We start from the raw sequence: 19015 nt of genomic DNA on the forward strand, positions 1-19015 counted from the left end.
AGAGATTACTGTATGTTAAAAGGACATACTATTTATATAAGACCTTTAGAAACAGAAGATGCTGAACAGAATCTTCGGCTGCAAAGCGAAAACCGGGAGTTTTTTGAACAGTTCTCCATGATTCGCGCAGACGATTACTATACGATTGTAGGGCAGAGAAAAAGGATCGAACAATATCAGCAAAGGCAGGAGAATGACCAAGAGTATCACTTCGGCATCTTCACAAATAAAGACCATACATTAATCGGGACGGTTTCGCTCTTTCAAATCATCCGCGGGGCGCTGCAATGCGCGTTTATTGGATACTTTTTAGATAAAGACCATAACGGAAAGGGCCTGATGACTGAGGCGGTCAGACTGATTGTTGATTATGCGTTTCACGATTTGAAACTGCATCGTATTGAAGCCGGTGTCATGCCTCGCAATCTGGGGTCCATGCGCGTATTAGAAAAAGCGGGATTTCATAAAGAGGGCATTGCCCGAAAAAACGTGAGAATCAACGGAAAATGGGAGGATCATCAAGTACTGGCGATTCTCAATCCTGATGATGAAAAATAAAAAGAAGCCGGGCTATCGCCGGCTTCTTTTTTAACGGACCGCCACTGGCGCGATTTCTTTCAGCGCTTGTTCAAAATCGCGCTCTAAATCATCTGCATGTTCAACTCCCACACTGAGACGGAGCAAGCCGTCAGTAATACCTCGTTTTTCGCGTTCTTCCTTAGGCATTGCCGCATGAGACATCGTTGCCGGATAGGACAAAATCGATTCCACGGCGCCAAGGCTCACAGCAAAGACCGGCAGCGACACGTTCTCTACTAATTTCTGAACAGCTTCCTTGCTTTCTAGCTCAAAGGAAAGCACAGCACCCGCTCCCGACGACTGGCCTTTATGAGTTTCAGCGCCCGGATGATCAGACAGCCCCGGGTAATACACGCGTTTCACCGCCGGATGCTTCTGGAAAAATTCCGCAAGCCGATGCGCTGTTTGGCTCGCTTTTTCTAAACGGACCTGTAATGTTTTTAAGCCGCGCAGCACGAGCCAGCAATCTTGCACACCAAGGACGGCGCCGAACGAGTTTTGCAGCTTATACAGCTGCTTCCCAAGCTCTTCATCCTTGACAGCAGCGAGGCCTGACAGCACATCGCTGTGTCCGCTCAGGAATTTTGTTGCACTGTGAAGCACAATATCCACGCCGAGATCAAGCGGACGCTGCAGTGCCGGTGTCATGAATGTATTATCCAGAAAGGTCAGACAGCCGTTTTCTTTTGCAAGCTGGACAACCGCTTTAATATCAGTAATCCCAAGTGTCGGATTTGACGGTGTCTCCATGTAAATGACCTTTGTGTTTGGCTGGATACTCCGCGCCACTTCGTTGATATCTGTCATATCAACAAACGTGTGCTCAATGCCAAAACGGGTCAAAACCTCTGTCACCATGCGGAAGGTTCCGCCGTATACATCTTCTGTCACAAGAACGTGATCGCCCTGTGAGAGAAGTAAAAATGCTGTTGAGATCGCAGCCATGCCTGAACTGAAAGCAAATCCTCTCGTTCCGCCTTCCAGTGCGGCAATTGTTTCTTCGAGCGCTGTTCTTGTCGGCGTGCCTGAGCGGCTGTAATCATATGCGCCAAACGCTTCAAATGAAGATTGGTGGAAGGTCGAGGCGTGCTGGATCGGTACACTGACCGCCCCGGTTGCGCCGTCTGTTTTAAATGGATTGTGCACGAGCTGGGTTTCCAGCGTCCAATTATGATTACTCATATGAAACAGCTCCCTCTTTGACCTGACATAACGCCTGTTTTAGGTCCTCTTTTAAATCTTCCGCATGCTCAATTCCGACCGAGAAGCGCAGCAAACGGTTGCAGACGCCGTTTGCGATGCGGATCTCTTCAGGAATATCCATGTGTGTCTGTGTGGCAGGATATGTAATAAAGCTCTCCACCCCGCCGAGGCTTTCCGCAAAGCAAATCGTTTTCAGCGCTTTTAAAAATGGATTCACCCATTCTTCTTTTTGCAGACGGAAGGACAGCATGCCTCCTTTTCCCGGGTAAAGCACATCCTTGATTTCTTCTTGCTTCTCTAAAAAGGCCGCAAGCTCCTGAGCGTTCGTCTGATGCTGGCGCATTCTGAGACTGAGTGTCTTCATTCCTCTCATCAGAAGCCATGAATCGAACGGAGGCAGGACGGCGCCGATGGCGTTTTGATGCTGAAACATTTCTTCTCCAAGCTGTTCATCCTTGACAACAACAAGACCCGCGAGCAAATCGTTATGGCCGCCTAAATATTTGGTTGCGCTGTGAATGACAATGTCGGCTCCAAGCTCAAGCGGACGCTGCAAAACCGGTGTATAAAATGTGTTGTCAACAATCACCAGAAGGCCGTGCTCTTTTGAAATCCGGGCGATCTTTTCAATGTCTGCCTCCTGCATCAGCGGATTTGTCGGTGTTTCCACAAACACCGCTTTTGTATTTGGTGTAATCTTGGAGCGTAAACAGTCCTCATCGCTGAAATCATCATAATAAAAGGTCAAGCCGTATTTTTTCCATTCATTTTCAAACAGACGGTACGTGCCCCCATACAAATCCGATGAAACGATCAGTTCATCCCCGCTTTTAAACAGCGCCATAATCGTTTGAATTGCTGCCATTCCCGAACTGAAGGCAAGCCCTCTCGCTCCATTTTCTAAACTGGCAATCGCGTCCTCAACAAGCTGGCGTGTCGGGTTTTTTGTCCGAACATAATCAAATCCGGTTGATTCACCGATCCCTCTGTGGCGGTATGCTGTTGATAAATAAATAGGGGGACTCACTGTTCCTGTTACTTCATCGCTTCGGTTTCCGATTTGGGCTAATTTCGTTTCAACGTGCTGTGACATATAGCTGACACCTTCCCTTTTCATAATAAAAACCCCTTCTTCATAAGAAGAAGGGGTTTAACGCTTCTTCTTATCTTCCAAGCATAAAAAACGCTTGCTGGATTTAGCACCTTGGCGCTTTGCGTATGCAAAGCATGCCGGTTGCTGAGGTTTCTAAGGGCCAGTCCCTCCACCTCTCACGATAAGAAATATCGGTTTCAATTTTCTGATTGTTTTATATTAGCGCAATTTGCAGTTTATTTCAATACTTTTTTCTTCGAGTTCCGAACGGTTTAAAGAGAGAAATTTCTAATAATTCATGGTACAATAATTTCAAACGCAAGAAAGTCTAGTGATGTCCTGGAGGAATGTATTATGGCACCGAAAAACGGCACAGTTCAAGAAAAGAAGCTCTTTTCAAAAGAGCTTAACGAGGAAATGACAGTACTCGTTTATCTGCCGTCAAACTACTCCCCTCTTTATAAATATCATCTTATTATCGCGCAGGACGGCCACGATTATTTCAGGCTGGGGAGAATCGGCAGACAAGTGGAGGAATTGCTGTCTAAAAGAGAAATAGACCGAAGCATTATTATCGGTGTTCCTTACAAGGATGTAAAAGAACGCAGAAAAACCTATCATCCAGAAGGTTCTAAGTTTTCGGCATATAAACGATTTATTGCCCACGAGCTAGTTCCTTTTGCAGATCATGAATTTCCGACGTATCAAGTCGGCTACGGGCGGACACTGATCGGTGATTCTCTCGGAGCGACCGTTTCTCTTATGACAGCGCTTGATTATCCAAATATGTTTGGGAACATCATCATGCAGTCTCCCTATGTTGATCAACATGTATTAGATGCCGTGAGACAGTCAGACGACATCAAACACCTCTCTCTTTACCACCAAATCGGAACAAAAGAAACAGACGTCCATACGACAGACGGCAATATTTTGGACTTCACACAACCAAATCAGGAGCTGAAAATGCTCTTGGAGGAGAAGCTTTCCGATTATTATTATGAGCCATTTGATGGAGACCACAAGTGGACATACTGGCAGCCGCTCATTACGCCGGCTCTGAAAAAAATGCTCTAACATACTTTATTTTCAGGAGGGACATACTATGAAATACGGTATCGTTTTATTTCCATCAAAAAAACTGCAAGATCTCGCGAACTCTTACAGAAAGCGCTATGATCCGAGCTATTCCCTGATCCCGCCTCATTTGACGCTGAGATCTTCATTTGAATTTACAGAAGAGGAAGCCGGTGAATTGGTATCACAATTGAGAGAAATCGCTAAAGAATCTCATCCGATTGTTCTCAAAATGACCAAATACAGTTCTTTTGCGCCTGTCAATAATGTCATTTACATTAAAGCAGAGCCGACAGAAGAATTAAAAACACTGAATGAAAAACTTTACACCGGTGTATTAGCCGGTAATCAGGAATACAATTTTGTTCCTCATGTGACGGTCGGCCAAAACCTTTCCGACGATGAGCATTCTGATGTATTAGGGCAGTTAAAAATGCAGGAAGTATCTCATGAAGAAATCGTTGACCGTTTTCATCTGCTGTATCAATTGGAAAACGGTTCATGGACGGTGTATGAAACGTTCCTGTTAGGCGGAGGAGAATAAACGATTTGGAAGCAGTTATCGCAAAAAATGAAGAACAATTGAAAGATGCATTTTATGTAAGAAAAGAAGTCTTTGTCAAAGAACAAAACGTACCAGCTGAAGAAGAAATTGATGAGCTTGAAAACGAAGCAGAGCATATCGTGGTGTATGACGGAAATCAGCCGGTCGGCGCCGGAAGATGGCGGCTAAAGAACGGATACGGCAAATTAGAACGAATTTGTGTCTTAAAAAGCCACCGCTCAGCCGGTGTCGGCGGCATCATTATGAAAGCGCTGGAAAAAGCGGCAGCAGACGGCGGCGCTTCCGGTTTTATGTTAAATGCGCAAACACAAGCAGTGCCATTTTACATAAAACATGGCTATCGGCTACTGTCTGAAGAGGAATTTCTCGATGCCGGCATACCCCATTTGCAAATGATTAAGGATTAAACACCATCCGGGTCTTCTGAGATCCGGATTTTTTCGCATATAAAAAACCGCTCTCTCATGTGAACGGTTTTTTATACATATCGATTAATAGATGTGCCTATCCCTTTTTCTCGCAATCTTTTATAAAGAGAGCGCTTACGTTTTGCCTCGTTTACTTTTCTTTCAGCGGCTGTCTGAATCTCCTGCTGTTTTTCAAGTTCCTTGTACATCCGCTGAAACGGGACGTATCTGATCTTCTCTGTTCCGGCATAATCCTGTTTATGGCCTATTGTGCGATTTGCATATTGAGCGTATTGCTGGTTCTGAATTTGACCTGCATATATCATACGATCCCCACCCTTCTGCTGTTCTTTTCCCTTAAACTTACTTTTTGAAACACGTTTCTTTTGATATGATAGTCTTTGTCTGTATTGAACACCTTTTTTTGATTGGGAGGACCCCTTTTTGAAATGCGCCCGACTGAATGATCGAACCATACATTTACATACATATTCGAGAGAACATTATCAATTCCTCTATGAAGAAGGAATAAAAGAGAATTTATTTTGTTCTCATTGCGGAGAGCCTGTTTTGTTAAGGCTCAACATCGCTGAACCGCCTGCATTTATTCACCGGCAGCCTGGTGATTTCCCGGCGTGTGAGGAAGCCTGCGAACCGAAACCGGCGAAAGAAGAGAGAAAAGAAGACTTTCAGGAATCCGGCGTCTTTCGTTTGCCTAAAGGAAAAGCGATATCAGCTGATCCGGTACCCGGTGTCACGGATTGGCAGACTCCAAGACATATTAAACCTGGTACACCTTTTATAAAAAGATCGGAAACACCTGATACGAGCCTTTTTCCGACTGTCGGCTTAAACACAGATCAGCTGAAAGCTGTCACGGAAACGGAAGGCCCATTATTGGTGCTTGCCGGTGCAGGAAGCGGAAAAACACGTGTGCTGACCGCGCGCGCTGCCCACATGATCGAACACCTAGACGTACCGCCGGAACATATGCTGCTTGTCACCTTTACAACAAAGGCCGTCGCGGAAATGAAAGATCGCATGGCGAAGCAGTATGGATTACAGCCGTCAAAAGTCAGAAGACTTGTCACCGGAACCTTCCACAGCTTGTTTTATAAAATCCTGTATCATTATGATTCTGCCAAGTGGAATGGCGAGCATTTGTTGAAAATGGAATGGCAAAAGGAACAATATATTAAAAAAGCACTCTATGAAGAAGGCGTAGATGAGAAAGAGTTCCCCGTCGATCAGGCCTTGCAGCAAATCGGTTTTTGGAAAAACTCTTATTTGCCGAATGAACGTATTCCTTTAAAGGATGACTGGGAAAAACAAGTCTACCGCCTGTACGAATATTATGAGCGCCAGAAAAAAGAACAACGCCAATTTGATTTTGATGATATGGCGTCTGCCTGCTATGAACTGTTCATAGAGCGGCCTGATCTTCTGGAGCAATATCAATCTAGGTTTACGTATATTTTAATTGATGAATTTCAGGACATTAATCCGGTCCAATATAAAATCATGCAAATGCTGGCGAGTCCCGAACAAAACCTATGCTGTGTTGGGGACGACGATCAGTCGATCTATGCGTTTCGCGGCAGCAGCCCTTCTTTTATTCTGGAGTTTCAAAAGGATTATCCTGGTGCCAAAACAATCTACTTAACAGCGAACTACCGTTCAACACATCCGATCGTTTCCAGTGCTGATATTGTTGTGAAAAAGAACAAAAACAGGTATGCCAAGATGCTGGAAGCAGCTCGCGACGACACTCAGGTTCCTGTGCTGTTTTATCCTTATGACGAAGAAGAAGAAGCGACAATGGTGGTTTCCGATATGAAAGAAAAAATTCAAAACGGCGCAAAACCTGAAGACTTTGCGGTTCTCTACCGGACAAACAGCGCCGGCCGCGCCATTTATGAAAGGCTTCATCAATCATCAATTCCGTATACCGCTGATCGCGGCGTCCAGTCCTTTTACAGCAGAAGAATCGTCCGCCAGATACTCGCATACTTGTACGCGAGTCAAAACGAGGATGATACTGAAGCGATTAAACACTTGCTGCCTGCCTTATTTCTAAAGCAGTCTGCTTTAAACACGCTGAAGGCGCTCTCGATTACCGAGGACTGCTCCATGATTAAGGCGCTGGCCAAACTGCCGGATCTGAAGCCGTTCCAGTTGGATAAAATCAAAAAAATCGTACCCTTTTTCGCAAGCATCCGCACCATGAAGCCGGTGGAAGCCATTACCTTTGCTGAAGGAAAAATGGGCTTCTCCGAATACTTAAAAAAACGGGGCAACGAAGGAAATAAGCTTGAAAAAGGCTCTGATGACTTGCGTGACGTCAAGGTAGTCGCAAAAAAATTCAAAACCATCCCTGACTTTCTCGCCCATGTGGATCACATGCGGGCTGCTGAGAAAAACAAAACAGATGAAAACGGTGTACAGCTGATGACCATTCACCGATCAAAGGGCCTTGAATTTAAAACCGTCTATGTATTAGGCACGGTAGACGGCTCCATCCCGCATGATTTCTCATTAGAAACAGCGAGAAAGGGAGACGAAGCTCCGCTTGAGGAAGAAAGACGTCTTCTGTATGTTGCAATGACACGGGCCAAACAGCATTTATATTTGTCTTGTCCCGCAAACAGGCGCGGCAAAACAGCCCACCGATCAAGGTTTTTGTATCCTCTTTTGCAGCAAACGAGACAGCTCTTGCCCAAATAAACAGCCCGGCAGCCATACTGCCGGGTTTTTCACTGTAAAAAAGGCCCGTTGCCCAGGCCATCCGCTTATTTATTATCCAACATTTTAGAAATTGTTCCAAAATCAAGCTTTTCTTTTCCGCTTGTAATAGACTGGACAATCTTATCTTCCATTTCTTTCGGCACGCGTCTGTTTGCCAGCTGCGCCACGCGCTTAATGACGCTGCGGACGGTGTTTTCATCTTTAAAATTGGCGTTTTGAAGTGAGCCTGCAAGATTCATGACATCCTGCATGTTTACGCCTGTTTTCTTTTCAATGTTCTTAAAAAATTGATTATCCATAATACGCCTCCTTTTGGCGGAGTAATACAGTATTGTATGAACGCTTTACGCATAATGTGATGATTTGCAAGCAAAAATAAGTTACTGATTTAAATAGCAGCAAAGGATACATAAAGGAGGAAGAAGCACGGAAATCATCCGTACTTCCTCCTTCATTCATTTCTTATTAGTTAAAAAAAGATGCACCTACGATGATGAGAAGAATGAACAGTACGACCACAAGAACGAATGTTGAACCGTAACCGCCTGAATATCCTCCAGCATAACCGCCGCCGTAGCAGCCGCCTCCGTAACCAAATCCCATAACTAAGCACCTCCTTTACTCTCTATACACTATGCGAGACATCATGATTGGCTTGGATATCCGCATAGGGCGCTTGCGGATTTATCTTGGATCATGCTGAGCCTGCCGTTTTCTCAGTAAGACTTCCGTCTTTTCAGCCAATTCTTCAATTTCTTGTTCAAACGACAGGCCGGCTTCGTCAAATAAAGCCAACTCCTTTTCAATATGTTTGATCATCTTGTCATGCTTGTTTTGCTTTTGATCGTGCGGTTCATACCTGCCCTCTATGAATTTTTCAAACTCATTCATGAGATCCCCCCTCTCATGACATATGCTGAGCGAATCAGCATTGTTAAAAAAAAACAAAAAACCGGACATCTCCGGTCTCTTGTCAGGGTCAGGCTATTGAGGTTTTTTCTTTTTACTGCCGCACCCGCAGCCTTTCTTTTTGATCTTTTTTGTTTGATACGATGAATCTGTATATGGAGTTTTTTGGGAAGGTTTGTTAATTTGATTCACTTTGATCCCTTCCTTTCCTTATGTCATATATGCTACTTTATGCGGATACTGACGGAAAGTTGCTGGTGGGAATGCCTCATTCCTGCAGCCATTTTGATACAAGGGTTTCAATCATACCGGCCAGCCCGGCGATCGCCAGCAGCAAAACCAGCCACTGGGCCGCCTCTGGAATGAATGCCTGGCACAAAATCAAAAAGCCGGCGCACCACACGCCTGTGCACCAATAGCAGCTCAGCAATTCACCGATAAACGCCCTCACACCTGTTCCCTTTATGACAATATACGTTTCAATGTTCCCGTCCGCATCCTTTTCCTCCTTCTCTTCATGAAAAAGGCTGCGAAGCGGCGCCATAATCGTATCAAACACGAAAAGACGCGCGAGCCGGAAGACCGCAAGCGAAAGAAGGAAAAGAGACAGCCAATTGATAACCACTTGTTCACTCCTTTCATCATCCCCTTCACATATATGCAGAAACCCTAGCTTTCATGAATTTGTATCTTGTCCTGTTGAAAATTGGTTGTTTTTCTTATTCCGCTCTGCACTTGTTCTGCATTATATACAGTATGGATAAGAAAGGAGTGAAGGTTATGTCATTTGAAGAAAAAGTTGAATCCCTGCATCCTGAAATATTTGAGCAATTATCAAGCGAATTCGAACAGCAGATCGAAGTCATTGATTGCGAAAATATCACAATAGATACGTCACATATAACATCTGCCCTTTCTATACAAGCCTTGGTTACAACAATGATTATCCTGGCAACACAGCTCGTCATCGCCGACGAGGACTTAGCTGACGCAGTAGCAAGCGAAATTCTTATTCTTGACAGCTCCCAAATCAAAAAAAGAACCATCATTAAAATTATCAACAGCCGAAATATCAAAATCACTTTATCTGCCGACGAAATAATAACCTTTGTACAAATTTTGCTTCAGGTGCTTAACAGCATTCTCAATGAACTTGACGTCCTTTAACCCTTTCTTTTCACAAACTTAAAAGTCGAGGTGAAAACAAATGTCAGATAACGATAAAATTAAAGAAGAGCTTGCAAAGCTTCCGGAAGTTGATCCGATGACGAAAATGCTGGTCCACAATATCTTTCTGAAACACGGCGTGACCAAAGACAAAATGAAAAAAGTATCAGATGAAGAAAAAGAAATGCTCTTGAATCTGGTCAAAGACTTGCAGGCTAAATCAGAAGCGTTAATTGAAAACCAAAAGAAGAAAAAAGAAGAAGGAACGGCGCAAGAGCAAAAGAACGAAAAACCGTTAAGCCGCAGAGAACAATTAATTGAGCAACTCAGACAAAGACGGAAAAACAATAACAATTCAAACCAATCATAAAAAATAGGGTCTTTCATCAGGATATATGCCTCAGTCAAAGTAAGAGGCTCGCTCATCTAATAACAGTAAAAGAAAAGGAGGAATAGATATGGAAAGCAGACCATATTCTTGGGTTGCACTTGATCCTGACTGTGACCATCCGTTAGACGAAAAAGATAAAAAAGAAGAAAGAAAATGCAATTGCGATATTTGCTGTAATGGCAATGGGGTTTTTGGCAACGACAATGCCTTCATCGACCAAGATCTAGCTCAGGCAAATCTCAACAAACAAGTCTCCGATGAGACGATTATTATTAGAGATTCTTGTGACATTAACGTTACATCTACAGACGTTCAAGCCGTAACATCAGTTGTAACAGCGCTTAATGCCGCTGTAGTTACAGCTACACTCACATCCATTGCAGACGGAGTAATCGCCGAATTAGTCGCACAAGATTTATTGCAGCTGACAGCTAACAAGCAAGTTAACCGCCAAAAACTTCTCATCGAATGCTCCCGCGGCGTAAACGTCTCAACAGTAGATGCCGATATCGCAACACTTATCTCTACAGCAACAAACACTCTCGTAGCCATCCTAGTTATCACTCTCGTCCTCTAGGACCTAAAAGCAGAGCTAAAAACGCTCTGCTTTTTCTTATTTTCCCGCATATGATGAATATATAGACGTTCACCCACACCAAGTGAGGCACGAGTACATATGTTGTTAAGGACTAAAGTCAAATACCCTATAAAGAAGGAGCTGAAATCAATGAGCTGCGGAAAAACCCATGGCCGACATGAGAACTGTGTATGTGATGCAGTGGAAAAGATTTTAGCAGAGCAGGAGGCAGTTGAAGAACAGTGTCCGACTGGCTGCTATACAAACCTTTTAAACCCTACGATTGCTGGAAAAGACACAATTCCGTTTCTCGTTTTTGATAAAAAAGGCGGGTTGTTCTCCACATTCGGAAACGTGGGGGGATTTGTGGATGATATGCAATGCTTTGAATCCATTTTCTTCCGCGTCGAGAAATTATGCGATTGCTGCGCTACACTGTCTATTTTACGCCCGGTCGATGTTAAAGGCGAAACCTTAAGTGTTTGCCATCCTTGCGACCCGGATTTCTTCGGGCTTGAAAAAACAGATTTCTGCATAGAAGTGGATCTCGGATGCTTCTGTGCGATTCAATGCCTGTCACCAGAGTTAGTTGACAGAACATCCCCTAACAGAGATAAAAAGCATCATCACAATGGATAAACACTTGTAAAGAGGAATCCCCTTCCAAACTCTATTACAGGTGCAAATCATTCAGCTGCTTCGAAAGTGAGGCAGCTGACTCTCCATCATTTCGCCAGTCTCAAAATTACAAGGCAGGAGGGATAATATGAGCCAGAAAACATCAAGCTGCGTGCGTGAAGCAGTAGAACATATTGAAGATCTGCAAAACGCGGTTGAAGAGGATTGCCCGACCGGCTGCCACTCCAAGCTTTTGTCAGTAAACCATTCATTAGGCGATACAGTGCCTTTTGCAATATTTACATCAAAATCAAAGCCTTTGGTCGCCTTCGGTAATGTCGGCGAGCTGGATAACGGACCTTGCTTTAATACAGTATTTTTCAGAGTGGAAAAAGTTCATGGCAGCTGCGCAACGCTATCCTTATTAATCGCTTTTGACGAACACAAACACATTTTGGACTTCACCGATAAAGACACGGTTTGTGAAGTGTTCCGACTTGAAAAAACGAACTACTGCATTGAAGTGGATTTAGACTGCTTCTGCGCGATCAATTGCTTAAATCCTCGTTTAATCAATCGCACACATCATCATTCATGATAGAACGGAAAAGCTTGCAAGATTTGCAGGCTTTTCTCTATGTAAAAAAGCTGCCGGAACGATCTGCCGGGCAGCTTTTTGCTTTCATTAAAAACCTAACGGGTGCAGAGATGTTATCTCATCGATCGCCAGCTCAGTCGGAGCACCATTTCCGGTCGTCCGAAGCAGGACGGAATCATTTCTTCTTCCGACAATCACGCCTCTGTACGTTTTTCCATTGGCTTCAATCAGACAAAGCGCTCTCGGCATGTTATGCGGCAGTTTTGTTAAAAAGTCGATTTTTTCATGGATGGACATCTTGCTCATCGGTTTTTTCACTTTTCTGGCCGGCGGTGCCTTTTCTTCAGCTTTAGCTGTATTATGCACGGCCTCCGGTTCCTTTTCAGGCTTACGGGCTTCAGGTGCAGGCTCTTTCTTTTTTTCTGCTTCCTGAAGTTGCTGTTTGGCGGTGTCTTCAATTGCCTGCGGCTCTTCTAACGGTACCTGCTGCTTTTTCTGGTTCTCCGGCTCTCTTACCTCTTGTTTTTGCTGACGCACTGGTTCCTCTGCCTGTTTTTTCTCTGTTTGCTGAGCACCTTTTGCCTGAATGTCTTCCCGCTGTTTTTCCTCTGTTTCCACAGCATCTTTTACCTGAATGTCTTGCCGCTCTTTTTCATGGTTAACCGGCTGTTCCTCTGCTTTTGGCGGAGCCGGTTTAGCCTTTCTTTTAATGACGATCTCCTGCATGGACGAGCGTGTTTCCACATAGTCCGGCTGAACAATATACATGAGCGGTTTTTTATCCGCGTTTCTTTTCTTATTAGACATCTTCATCCCTCCGATTCTGTCATATTCTATCTATATGACAGAATGCTGAAAATCAGAAGAAATAAAAAAGCAATCCCTGTTTGGGACTGCTTGAAGGTGAAACTGCTTAGCGGGCAGTGATATGGAAACCTGAATCAACATGAAGATTTTCACCTGTAATGCCTCGGGACATATCGCTAAATAAAAATGCAGCTGTATCTCCCACCTCTTCAGGTGTAGTCGTGCGGCGAAGCGGCGCACGCTCTTCGATGTCTTTTAAGATTGAGTTGAAGTCACTGATGCCTTTAGCAGATAATGTTCTGATCGGACCAGCAGAAATGCTGTTAACGCGGATATTTTCTTTTCCTAAGTCAGCAGCTAAGTACTTCACACTTGCGTCAAGAGAAGCTTTCGCTACACCCATCACATTGTAGTTCGGCATAACGAGCTCTCCGCCAAGGTAAGTCAGCGTTACGATGCTTCCGCCTTCAGTCATCATCGGACGCGCCGCTTTTGTGACAGCGGTCAGTGAGTATGAGCTGATGTTGTGAGCTAGAAGGAAGCCCTCACGATTTGTGTTTAAATATTCGCCGACAAGCTCTTCTTTGTTGGCAAACGCGATACAATGTGCGATACCATGGATCACACCGACCTGCTCCTTAATGCTTGCAAAACAAGTTTCGATTTCCGTGTCATTTGTTACGTCGCAAGGAAGGATAATGGAATCGTTTCGCTCTAAAGTTCCAGCGAGTTCATGAACAGATTTCTCCAGGCGTTCACCTGCATATGTGAAAATCAATCGTGCGCCCGCTTCATGTAAAGAGCGCGCAATTCCCCAAGCGATACTGCGTTTGTTGGCTACTCCCATAACAACAATGTTGCGGCCTTCAAGTGAAAAATTCATATGTATAAAGCCTCCTATATTTGTTAAAGACATAGTATTAGTACCTGATCTTAATACCTATCATATCATAACCTTGTCCAGATGAAAAGCGCATACCAAAGTCAAACATGAAAGAGACCACCATAAGCAGGTGGTCTCATCGGTTTATTTTTATACTGTTTCGTTTAAAAGCGAAATGATTTGTCGGTCCGTGGCCCGATCCAATGCCTAGCGTATTTTCTACGGCTTCGCGGACAAAGTTGGCAGCAACCTCGAATGCCTGATGGATGCTGTCTCCTTTAGCGGTTTGGGCTGTTAAAGCCGCAGCAAAGGTGCAACCAGTGCCATGCGTATGCTTCGTATCGATATAAGGATGGCTGATTTGCATAAACATGTTTCCATCAAAAAGAAGGTCAGTAATATGATTGTCCTCAGGCTGGTGCCCGCCTTTGATAATCACATGCTGCGCACCCATCTTCACCAGCTGTTCCGCAGCTTTCTTCCGGTCATCAAGCGAACGAATCTCCATACCCGTCAGCGCTTCTGCTTCCGGCACATTCGGCGTGATCGCATAGCTTCGTGGGATCAGCAGCTCCTTCAGCGTAGCGATTGATTCATCGCGCAGCAAGGACGCCCCGCCCTTCGCGATCATAACCGGATCAACGATCACCCGGCTTAATTCGTATTGATCAATTTTCCTTGCCACTTCTTCAATCATTTCTGCATTCCAAAGCATTCCTGTTTTTACGGCGTCCGGTCTTAAATCCTCCGCCACAGCATCAATTTGCTCTCTCAGTGCCTCTGCAGTCAGCGGATACACGCCGTGGACGCCAAGTGTATTCTGTGCAGTTACCGCCGTGATGGCAGACATTCCGAATACACCAAGCTCCTGAAAGGTTTTAATATCTGCCTGTATCCCCGCGCCGCCGCCTGAGTCAGAGCCGGCGATCGTCAAGGCTTTATATATACTCATTAAACTACACTCCTTTTATTACCCGATCCATTTATGATAGATGGATTTTGCCCTGGCAATATCATTTGTTCCATGGATCAATGCTCTGCCATCCCGAAACAGCACCATTTTCATGTCATCCGAGCGGCAGGATATTAAATACGGATTCGCTGCTACTTCCAGCCCCGCCTGCCTCAGCTGCCCCGCCATCACGTCAAGATCTGCTTCTTTTGTGAAAGAGGATCTGATTTGCACCGTGTTTCTGCCGCACAATACTGCTGCTTTCGTTTGGTTTTCGTATGATAAAAACGGAAAATCCTTTGTGCCGCAGCTTGGACACGAGTCATCTTTCAGTCCCGCTGCTCTTACTTCTGACCGCTCATGTTTCCACAGGTCAAAGGAGCGCAGTACGGGCTCGCATTCCTCTCCCGTCAGCAGTTTCAGAGCGTCTGTCACCTGAAGGACAGCAACCTGCAGAACAGCCGGGCTGATAATGCCGGCTGTGTCGCATGTCGCACCGCCAATCGGAAGGGTATCGAGTAAACAATGAAGGCAAGGGGTTACCCCCGGCAATACAGTAAACGTAAGGCCGTAGCTACCCACACAAGCGCCGTAAAGAAACGGAATGCCTTCTTTCACTGCAGCATCGTTAACAATAAGCCGGGTTTCAAAATTATCGGCGGCATCTACAATGATTGATGCGCCGCGAATCAGCTCAGATACGTTTTCTGCTGTGACATCCATGACAAGTCCTGTCACATCCACATCACTGTTAATGGAACGAAGACGCCGCTCAGCAGCCGCTGCTTTCGGCATTTCCTTTCTGACATCATTTTCTGTGTAAAGCTGCTGGCGCTGCAGATTGCTCCATTCGACGTAATCTCTATCGGCGATTTTCACCGATCCGACTCCCGCTCTTACCAGCATCTCTGCGCTGGCCGTTCCCAGTGCGCCGGCGCCGATGATCACAACGCTCGCCTCTCTCAGTTTCTTCTGGCCTTCGGGGCCGATTGGAGCAAACAGCTCCTGTCTGGAGTACCTGTCCGTCATACAGGAAGACCTTCTCCCGGACTGCTTGCCGTTCCATATGACTTGACTGGAATGCGGCCTGCTTCATAAGATAGACGCCCTGCTTCTACTGCGAGCTTCATGGCGCGCGCCATTTTCACCGGATCGTTCGCACCTGATACGGCCGTATTCAGCAGTACGCCGTCCGCTCCAAGCTCCATTGCATATGCCGCATCTTTTGGCGATCCGATTCCGGCATCCACGATGACCGGCACTTTGGCCTGTTCAATGATAAATGACAGATTCAGAGGATTTAAAATCCCCTGTCCCGATCCAATCGGAGAAGCCCCCGGCATAATGGCATGAACACCAAGCTCTTCAAGCTTTCTCGCCAGCACCACATCATCCGAGGTGTACGGCAGCACAATAAATCCCTCTTCCAGAAGCTGTTCAGACGCTTTTAACGTTTCCACAGGATCGGGCAGCAAGGAACGGCTGCACCCGATGACTTCGACTTTAATCATGTCACAAAGCCCGGATGCTTTCGCGAGCCGTGCAATTCGAACTGCTTCTTCCGCCGTACTGGCGCCAGCTGTATTTGGCAGAAGCGTATATTTGGATAAATCAAGCTGCTCCAGAAAATTAGGCTGAGACGCTTCAAAAATATTCATTCTCCGCACAGCAAATGTTAAAATATCAGACTCTGAAACAGCCACCGCTTCCTTTTGAATGTCAAACGATGGATATTTTCCCGTGCCCAACAGCAGCCTTGATTGAAATTCTTTCCCGCCAATTGTTAACATTCTCAACCGCCTCCTACAAAATGGACAATTTCGATGACATCACGATCACACAGCTCTACCTCGTGATATTGTTCTTTGCCTATAATTTCTTTATTTCTTTCAACGACAACGATTTTATGTTCAAGCTGATAAGACGCAAGCAGATCCTGAATCGTACCTGTGTCTCTATCCCACTCAACTTGTTTACCGTTCAGCTGAAGCATCATATCTGAACCGCCTCCTTGCGATCAATTCGAAAGGCGTGCAGCCAGTCTGCCTTGACCTCTTTATTCATAATGAGATCACCAATTAAAGCACCCGTTGCAGGAGCAAGCAGAATCCCGTTTCTGAAATGGCCCGCCGCAAATAAAATGCGGCTGTCCTGAGGGTGCTTGCCGATGTATGGCTTTCCGTCCTTTGTCCCCGGACGCAGTCCCGCCCAAAAACGATCAACCTTCATATTCTGAATCGCCGGCAGCATCGTTTTCGCTTTTTCCATAACCGACTGAAGTCCGCCAAGATCCGGCTTCTCGCTCCAGTCACCAGGCTTCATCGTCGCGCCGACAACCAGTCTGCCGCTTTTTCTCGGTACGATATAGCAATGATCATGATAAAGTGTTTTTGTCAGCGGAATGTCATCATTCCAAACAGACAAGCACTCTCCTTTTACAGGAAAAAATGACTGATTCAGCCCGAGCTGCTTAAAAAACATCCCGCTCCAGACCCCGCTGGCAACCACGACATAATCCGCATGCATGTCACCGGACGCTGTTTTGACCAAAATGGATTCACCGCCACGTGTCACATCGAGAACAGGAGTATACTCAAAAATATCCGCACCAAGCGCTTTAGCCGATTTAGCGTATGCCTTGCATACAAAATAAGGCTCAACATGAACATCATCCTGAATAAAGCTCGCCCCGTAAATCTCCCTGGCCGTATACGGCTCTTTTTCCAGCACTTCTTCTTTTGTATGCCAGCTGACAGAATCCAAATCGTCCATCCGTCTGAGGCGTGACACGTCTTCTTCCGAGAATGCAAGCTTAAACATACCGCCATCATGCCTTCTGATATCAATGCCGGATAATGCAAATAGCTCCTCTCCAAGACCTCGGTACATACGCTGACTGTGCATGGCGAAATCAAAAAACGCATCCCGTTCCTCGCACTCGGCATGGGCGCCAAGCATCCCTGCTGCGGCGCTTGTTGTTCTGCAGCCTATTGTTCCGCTTTCAATCAATGCGGTGTTTTTCTTTTCTTTTGCCAACTGATAAGCGATCGCGGAACCAATAATTCCGCCTCCAATGACAACTGCATCATAATGCCTTTTCATACTGAATCTCCTTTAGCTTGCGGGAATATCTTCTGGCTGCTTCCAAAGGATCATCGGAAGAAAAAATTCCGGACATGACAGCAATACCGTCTGAACCTGCTTGTTTTATTTCTCTTAATCTGGCAGGTGTCATCCCTCCAATTGAAATAACCGGAATCGAGATCCTCTGTTTGATTTCTGAAAGCAAAGACACACCTCTGCCCTCAAGGCCTTGTTTGCAATTCGTTTCAAACACATGACCGAACAAAACATAATCAGCGTCTTCCTTTTCTGCCTGAAGCGCTTCCTCCAGTGAATGCACTGATCGCCCAATGTGCAGGTGAGGAAATCTCGCTCTTACTTGTTTCGGCGAAAAGCTGCAGCTCGGCAGCTGCACACGATGAATATTTGAAAAAAGTGCAATATCAACCCGGCCATTCATCACCAGCTTTTGCTTATCAACACCGCCTTCAGAAATAAGCTCCAGCAGTTTCAAAATGTCAGCCGCCGATTTAGACCGTTCACGAATATGGATGAAATCAACCTCATCCTGAATGGCTATAATGGATCTCACTAGATCTTCAACCGGCTTGCGGTCATCAGTTATGGCGTGCAGCTCCAAGTCCTTCCACCTCTTTTACGCCGCTGTCTGACCAGCCTTCTTTTCGATAAGCCATTCCCCAGAACTGATATTCATAATAGCTGGAAATAACAAAATTCTCTTTCATCTTGGCACGCACTTCCTCGGTGCTGTTTTCCGCCAGCTCATCCAAACGGTTAATTTGTTCTTCCACCTGCTGTCTGAACCAGTCACCGCCGTAGGTACCAATCCACTTCTGATAGATCGGATGCCCCGGATCACATGTCAGCAATTTCTCACCAACCTCATAATAAAGCCAATAGCACGGGAGAAGAGCTGCCAAGATTTCTGCAAAATTCCCGCTCAAGACCGAACGGTACATATGAGATGTATAAGAGTAAGCGGTAGGAGATGGCTTAAATGCCTTCTGTTCTTCCTCACTAATTTCCAAAAGCTCTGCAAACTCGCGATGAAGCGCCATTTCCGCCTCATATGTACCTTGGGCGTGGCTCGCCATCCGTCCTGTTGTATAAAGGTCCTTCGCATAAGCGGCGCCGAACGATTGCACCTTCGCAAAATGCGTTAAATAATAAGAATCCTGAAGCACGTAGTATTTAAAACGGTCAATCGGAAGAGTTCCGTCACCTATTCCCGTAACGAACGGATGGACAAAACTCCCCTCCCACCATTCTGCGGCTGCACTGCGGCATTCTTCTGAAAACTTCACACGTCATTCCCCCTGTCTGATAATAAAAAAAACCACTTTCCCGCAAGGAAAAGTGG

General features: G+C 45.5%; 26 protein-coding genes and 1 riboswitch. Of the genes, 10 read left to right on the top strand and 16 right to left on the bottom strand.

Translation table 11 applies throughout. From position 1 onward, the window contains the following. Nucleotides 1–12: 12 nt before the first annotated feature. Nucleotides 13–558: a GNAT family N-acetyltransferase gene (locus V6D42_RS08525; RefSeq protein ID WP_333512928.1), complete on the top strand. Its 546-nt coding sequence runs from the start codon at nucleotides 13–15 to the stop codon at nucleotides 556–558. A 30-nt stretch (nucleotides 559–588) separates the two neighbouring features. Here V6D42_RS08525 and metC read toward each other — a convergent pair whose 3' ends face one another. Together metC and metI are read right to left on the bottom strand one after the other, a co-directional pair. Further along, on the bottom strand, nucleotides 589–1761 hold the full coding sequence (metC, locus tag V6D42_RS08530) for a cystathionine beta-lyase (RefSeq protein WP_333512929.1): 1173 nt from the start codon (nucleotides 1759–1761) through the stop codon (nucleotides 589–591). Next, on the bottom strand, nucleotides 1754–2875 hold the full coding sequence (gene metI, locus V6D42_RS08535; protein ID WP_333513136.1) for a cystathionine gamma-synthase/O-acetylhomoserine thiolyase: 1122 nt from the start codon (nucleotides 2873–2875) through the stop codon (nucleotides 1754–1756). Before metI ends, metC begins: the two co-directional genes overlap by 8 nt. A gap of 67 nt (nucleotides 2876–2942) precedes the next feature. Next, nucleotides 2943–3063, bottom strand: a riboswitch (SAM riboswitch). A 166-nt stretch (nucleotides 3064–3229) separates the two neighbouring features. Between metI and V6D42_RS08540 the strand changes: the two genes are divergently transcribed. The 3 genes from V6D42_RS08540 to V6D42_RS08550 are packed head-to-tail and all read left to right on the top strand — an operon-like array spanning nucleotide 3230 to nucleotide 4924. Then, nucleotides 3230–3952 (top strand): esterase family protein, encoded by a 723-nt coding sequence (locus V6D42_RS08540; protein ID WP_333512930.1) that lies wholly within the window; start codon nucleotides 3230–3232, stop codon nucleotides 3950–3952. Nucleotides 3953–3980: 28 nt separating this feature from the next. Next, nucleotides 3981–4496, top strand: coding sequence for a YjcG family protein (locus V6D42_RS08545; RefSeq protein ID WP_010333788.1), 516 nt, complete (start codon nucleotides 3981–3983; stop codon nucleotides 4494–4496). A 5-nt stretch (nucleotides 4497–4501) separates the two neighbouring features. After that, nucleotides 4502–4924: a GNAT family N-acetyltransferase gene (locus V6D42_RS08550; protein ID WP_333512931.1), complete on the top strand. Its 423-nt coding sequence runs from the start codon at nucleotides 4502–4504 to the stop codon at nucleotides 4922–4924. Nucleotides 4925–4995: 71 nt separating this feature from the next. Here V6D42_RS08550 and V6D42_RS08555 read toward each other — a convergent pair whose 3' ends face one another. Further along, the gene (locus V6D42_RS08555; protein ID WP_333512932.1) at nucleotides 4996–5250 is read right to left on the bottom strand and encodes a hypothetical protein; all 255 of its coding nucleotides are present in this window, start codon (nucleotides 5248–5250) and stop codon (nucleotides 4996–4998) included. Nucleotides 5251–5368: 118 nt separating this feature from the next. On the opposite strand from V6D42_RS08555, the gene V6D42_RS08560 reads away from it, so the two are divergent. Continuing rightward, nucleotides 5369–7648 carry an ATP-dependent helicase gene (locus V6D42_RS08560; RefSeq protein ID WP_333512933.1) on the top strand — a complete coding sequence of 760 codons (2280 nt, stop codon included), beginning with the start codon at nucleotides 5369–5371 and terminating at the stop codon, nucleotides 7646–7648. Nucleotides 7649–7713: 65 nt separating this feature from the next. On the opposite strand, the gene V6D42_RS08565 is transcribed toward V6D42_RS08560, so the two are convergent. From V6D42_RS08565 to V6D42_RS08580, 4 genes are all read right to left on the bottom strand, one after another. Continuing rightward, entirely contained in the window at nucleotides 7714–7968 is a 255-nt protein-coding gene (locus V6D42_RS08565; protein WP_010333784.1) for a stage VI sporulation protein F, read from the bottom strand. 166 nt (nucleotides 7969–8134) lie between these two features. Beyond that, nucleotides 8135–8272 (bottom strand): YjcZ family sporulation protein, encoded by a 138-nt coding sequence (locus tag V6D42_RS08570; protein WP_333512934.1) that lies wholly within the window; start codon nucleotides 8270–8272, stop codon nucleotides 8135–8137. An 81-nt stretch (nucleotides 8273–8353) separates the two neighbouring features. Further along, nucleotides 8354–8560, bottom strand: a complete 207-nt coding sequence (locus V6D42_RS08575) for a hypothetical protein (protein ID WP_333512935.1) — start codon at nucleotides 8558–8560, stop codon at nucleotides 8354–8356. 286 nt (nucleotides 8561–8846) lie between these two features. After that, nucleotides 8847–9203 carry a DUF1360 domain-containing protein gene (locus V6D42_RS08580; RefSeq protein WP_333512936.1) on the bottom strand — a complete coding sequence of 119 codons (357 nt, stop codon included), beginning with the start codon at nucleotides 9201–9203 and terminating at the stop codon, nucleotides 8847–8849. A gap of 155 nt (nucleotides 9204–9358) precedes the next feature. On the opposite strand from V6D42_RS08580, the gene cotV reads away from it, so the two are divergent. From cotV to cotZ, 5 genes are all read left to right on the top strand, one after another. Then, nucleotides 9359–9745, top strand: a complete 387-nt coding sequence (gene cotV / locus V6D42_RS08585) for a spore coat protein CotV (RefSeq protein WP_268449944.1) — start codon at nucleotides 9359–9361, stop codon at nucleotides 9743–9745. 40 nt (nucleotides 9746–9785) lie between these two features. Continuing rightward, nucleotides 9786–10115, top strand: coding sequence for a spore coat protein CotW (cotW, locus tag V6D42_RS08590; protein ID WP_059352739.1), 330 nt, complete (start codon nucleotides 9786–9788; stop codon nucleotides 10113–10115). Nucleotides 10116–10203: 88 nt separating this feature from the next. Continuing rightward, nucleotides 10204–10713 carry a spore coat protein CotX gene (gene cotX, locus V6D42_RS08595; protein WP_268449940.1) on the top strand — a complete coding sequence of 170 codons (510 nt, stop codon included), beginning with the start codon at nucleotides 10204–10206 and terminating at the stop codon, nucleotides 10711–10713. A gap of 150 nt (nucleotides 10714–10863) precedes the next feature. Next, nucleotides 10864–11352 carry a spore coat protein CotY gene (gene cotY / locus V6D42_RS08600; protein WP_010333777.1) on the top strand — a complete coding sequence of 163 codons (489 nt, stop codon included), beginning with the start codon at nucleotides 10864–10866 and terminating at the stop codon, nucleotides 11350–11352. Between the two features lie 127 nt (nucleotides 11353–11479). Beyond that, a complete protein-coding gene (gene cotZ / locus V6D42_RS08605; protein WP_326191974.1) occupies nucleotides 11480–11929 on the top strand; it encodes a spore coat protein CotZ in 450 nt (149 codons plus the stop codon). Nucleotides 11930–12016: 87 nt separating this feature from the next. Here the strand turns inward: cotZ and V6D42_RS08610 are convergent, their stop codons facing one another. The 9 genes from V6D42_RS08610 to tenA all read right to left on the bottom strand — a co-directional run bounded on the left by V6D42_RS08610 (nucleotide 12017) and on the right by tenA (nucleotide 18959). Beyond that, nucleotides 12017–12742: a CotO family spore coat protein gene (locus V6D42_RS08610; protein WP_333512937.1), complete on the bottom strand. Its 726-nt coding sequence runs from the start codon at nucleotides 12740–12742 to the stop codon at nucleotides 12017–12019. Between the two features lie 100 nt (nucleotides 12743–12842). Continuing rightward, nucleotides 12843–13619, bottom strand: coding sequence for an enoyl-ACP reductase FabI (gene fabI / locus V6D42_RS08615; protein ID WP_229147858.1), 777 nt, complete (start codon nucleotides 13617–13619; stop codon nucleotides 12843–12845). A gap of 136 nt (nucleotides 13620–13755) precedes the next feature. Then, nucleotides 13756–14571, bottom strand: coding sequence for a bifunctional hydroxymethylpyrimidine kinase/phosphomethylpyrimidine kinase (gene thiD / locus V6D42_RS08620; RefSeq protein WP_333512938.1), 816 nt, complete (start codon nucleotides 14569–14571; stop codon nucleotides 13756–13758). An 18-nt stretch (nucleotides 14572–14589) separates the two neighbouring features. Next, nucleotides 14590–15600: a thiazole biosynthesis adenylyltransferase ThiF gene (gene thiF, locus V6D42_RS08625; RefSeq protein ID WP_333512939.1), complete on the bottom strand. Its 1011-nt coding sequence runs from the start codon at nucleotides 15598–15600 to the stop codon at nucleotides 14590–14592. Continuing rightward, nucleotides 15597–16367: a thiazole synthase gene (gene thiG, locus V6D42_RS08630; protein ID WP_333512940.1), complete on the bottom strand. Its 771-nt coding sequence runs from the start codon at nucleotides 16365–16367 to the stop codon at nucleotides 15597–15599. The genes thiF and thiG overlap by 4 nt, the downstream gene beginning before the upstream one ends. Next, the gene (gene thiS, locus V6D42_RS08635) at nucleotides 16364–16564 is read right to left on the bottom strand and encodes a sulfur carrier protein ThiS (protein WP_081720798.1); all 201 of its coding nucleotides are present in this window, start codon (nucleotides 16562–16564) and stop codon (nucleotides 16364–16366) included. The genes thiG and thiS overlap by 4 nt, the downstream gene beginning before the upstream one ends. Then, nucleotides 16564–17673, bottom strand: a complete 1110-nt coding sequence (gene thiO, locus V6D42_RS08640; protein ID WP_333512941.1) for a glycine oxidase ThiO — start codon at nucleotides 17671–17673, stop codon at nucleotides 16564–16566. The genes thiS and thiO overlap by 1 nt, the downstream gene beginning before the upstream one ends. After that, nucleotides 17657–18274, bottom strand: a complete 618-nt coding sequence (gene tenI / locus V6D42_RS08645; protein ID WP_333512942.1) for a thiazole tautomerase TenI — start codon at nucleotides 18272–18274, stop codon at nucleotides 17657–17659. The genes thiO and tenI overlap by 17 nt, the downstream gene beginning before the upstream one ends. Then, entirely contained in the window at nucleotides 18252–18959 is a 708-nt protein-coding gene (tenA, locus tag V6D42_RS08650; RefSeq protein WP_333512943.1) for a thiaminase II, read from the bottom strand. The genes tenI and tenA overlap by 23 nt, the downstream gene beginning before the upstream one ends. Nucleotides 18960–19015 lie beyond the last annotated feature (56 nt).

The sequence above is a fragment of the Bacillus sp. 0909A genome, assembly GCF_036765115.1.
Taxonomy (GTDB): domain Bacteria; phylum Bacillota; class Bacilli; order Bacillales; family Bacillaceae; genus Bacillus; species Bacillus mojavensis.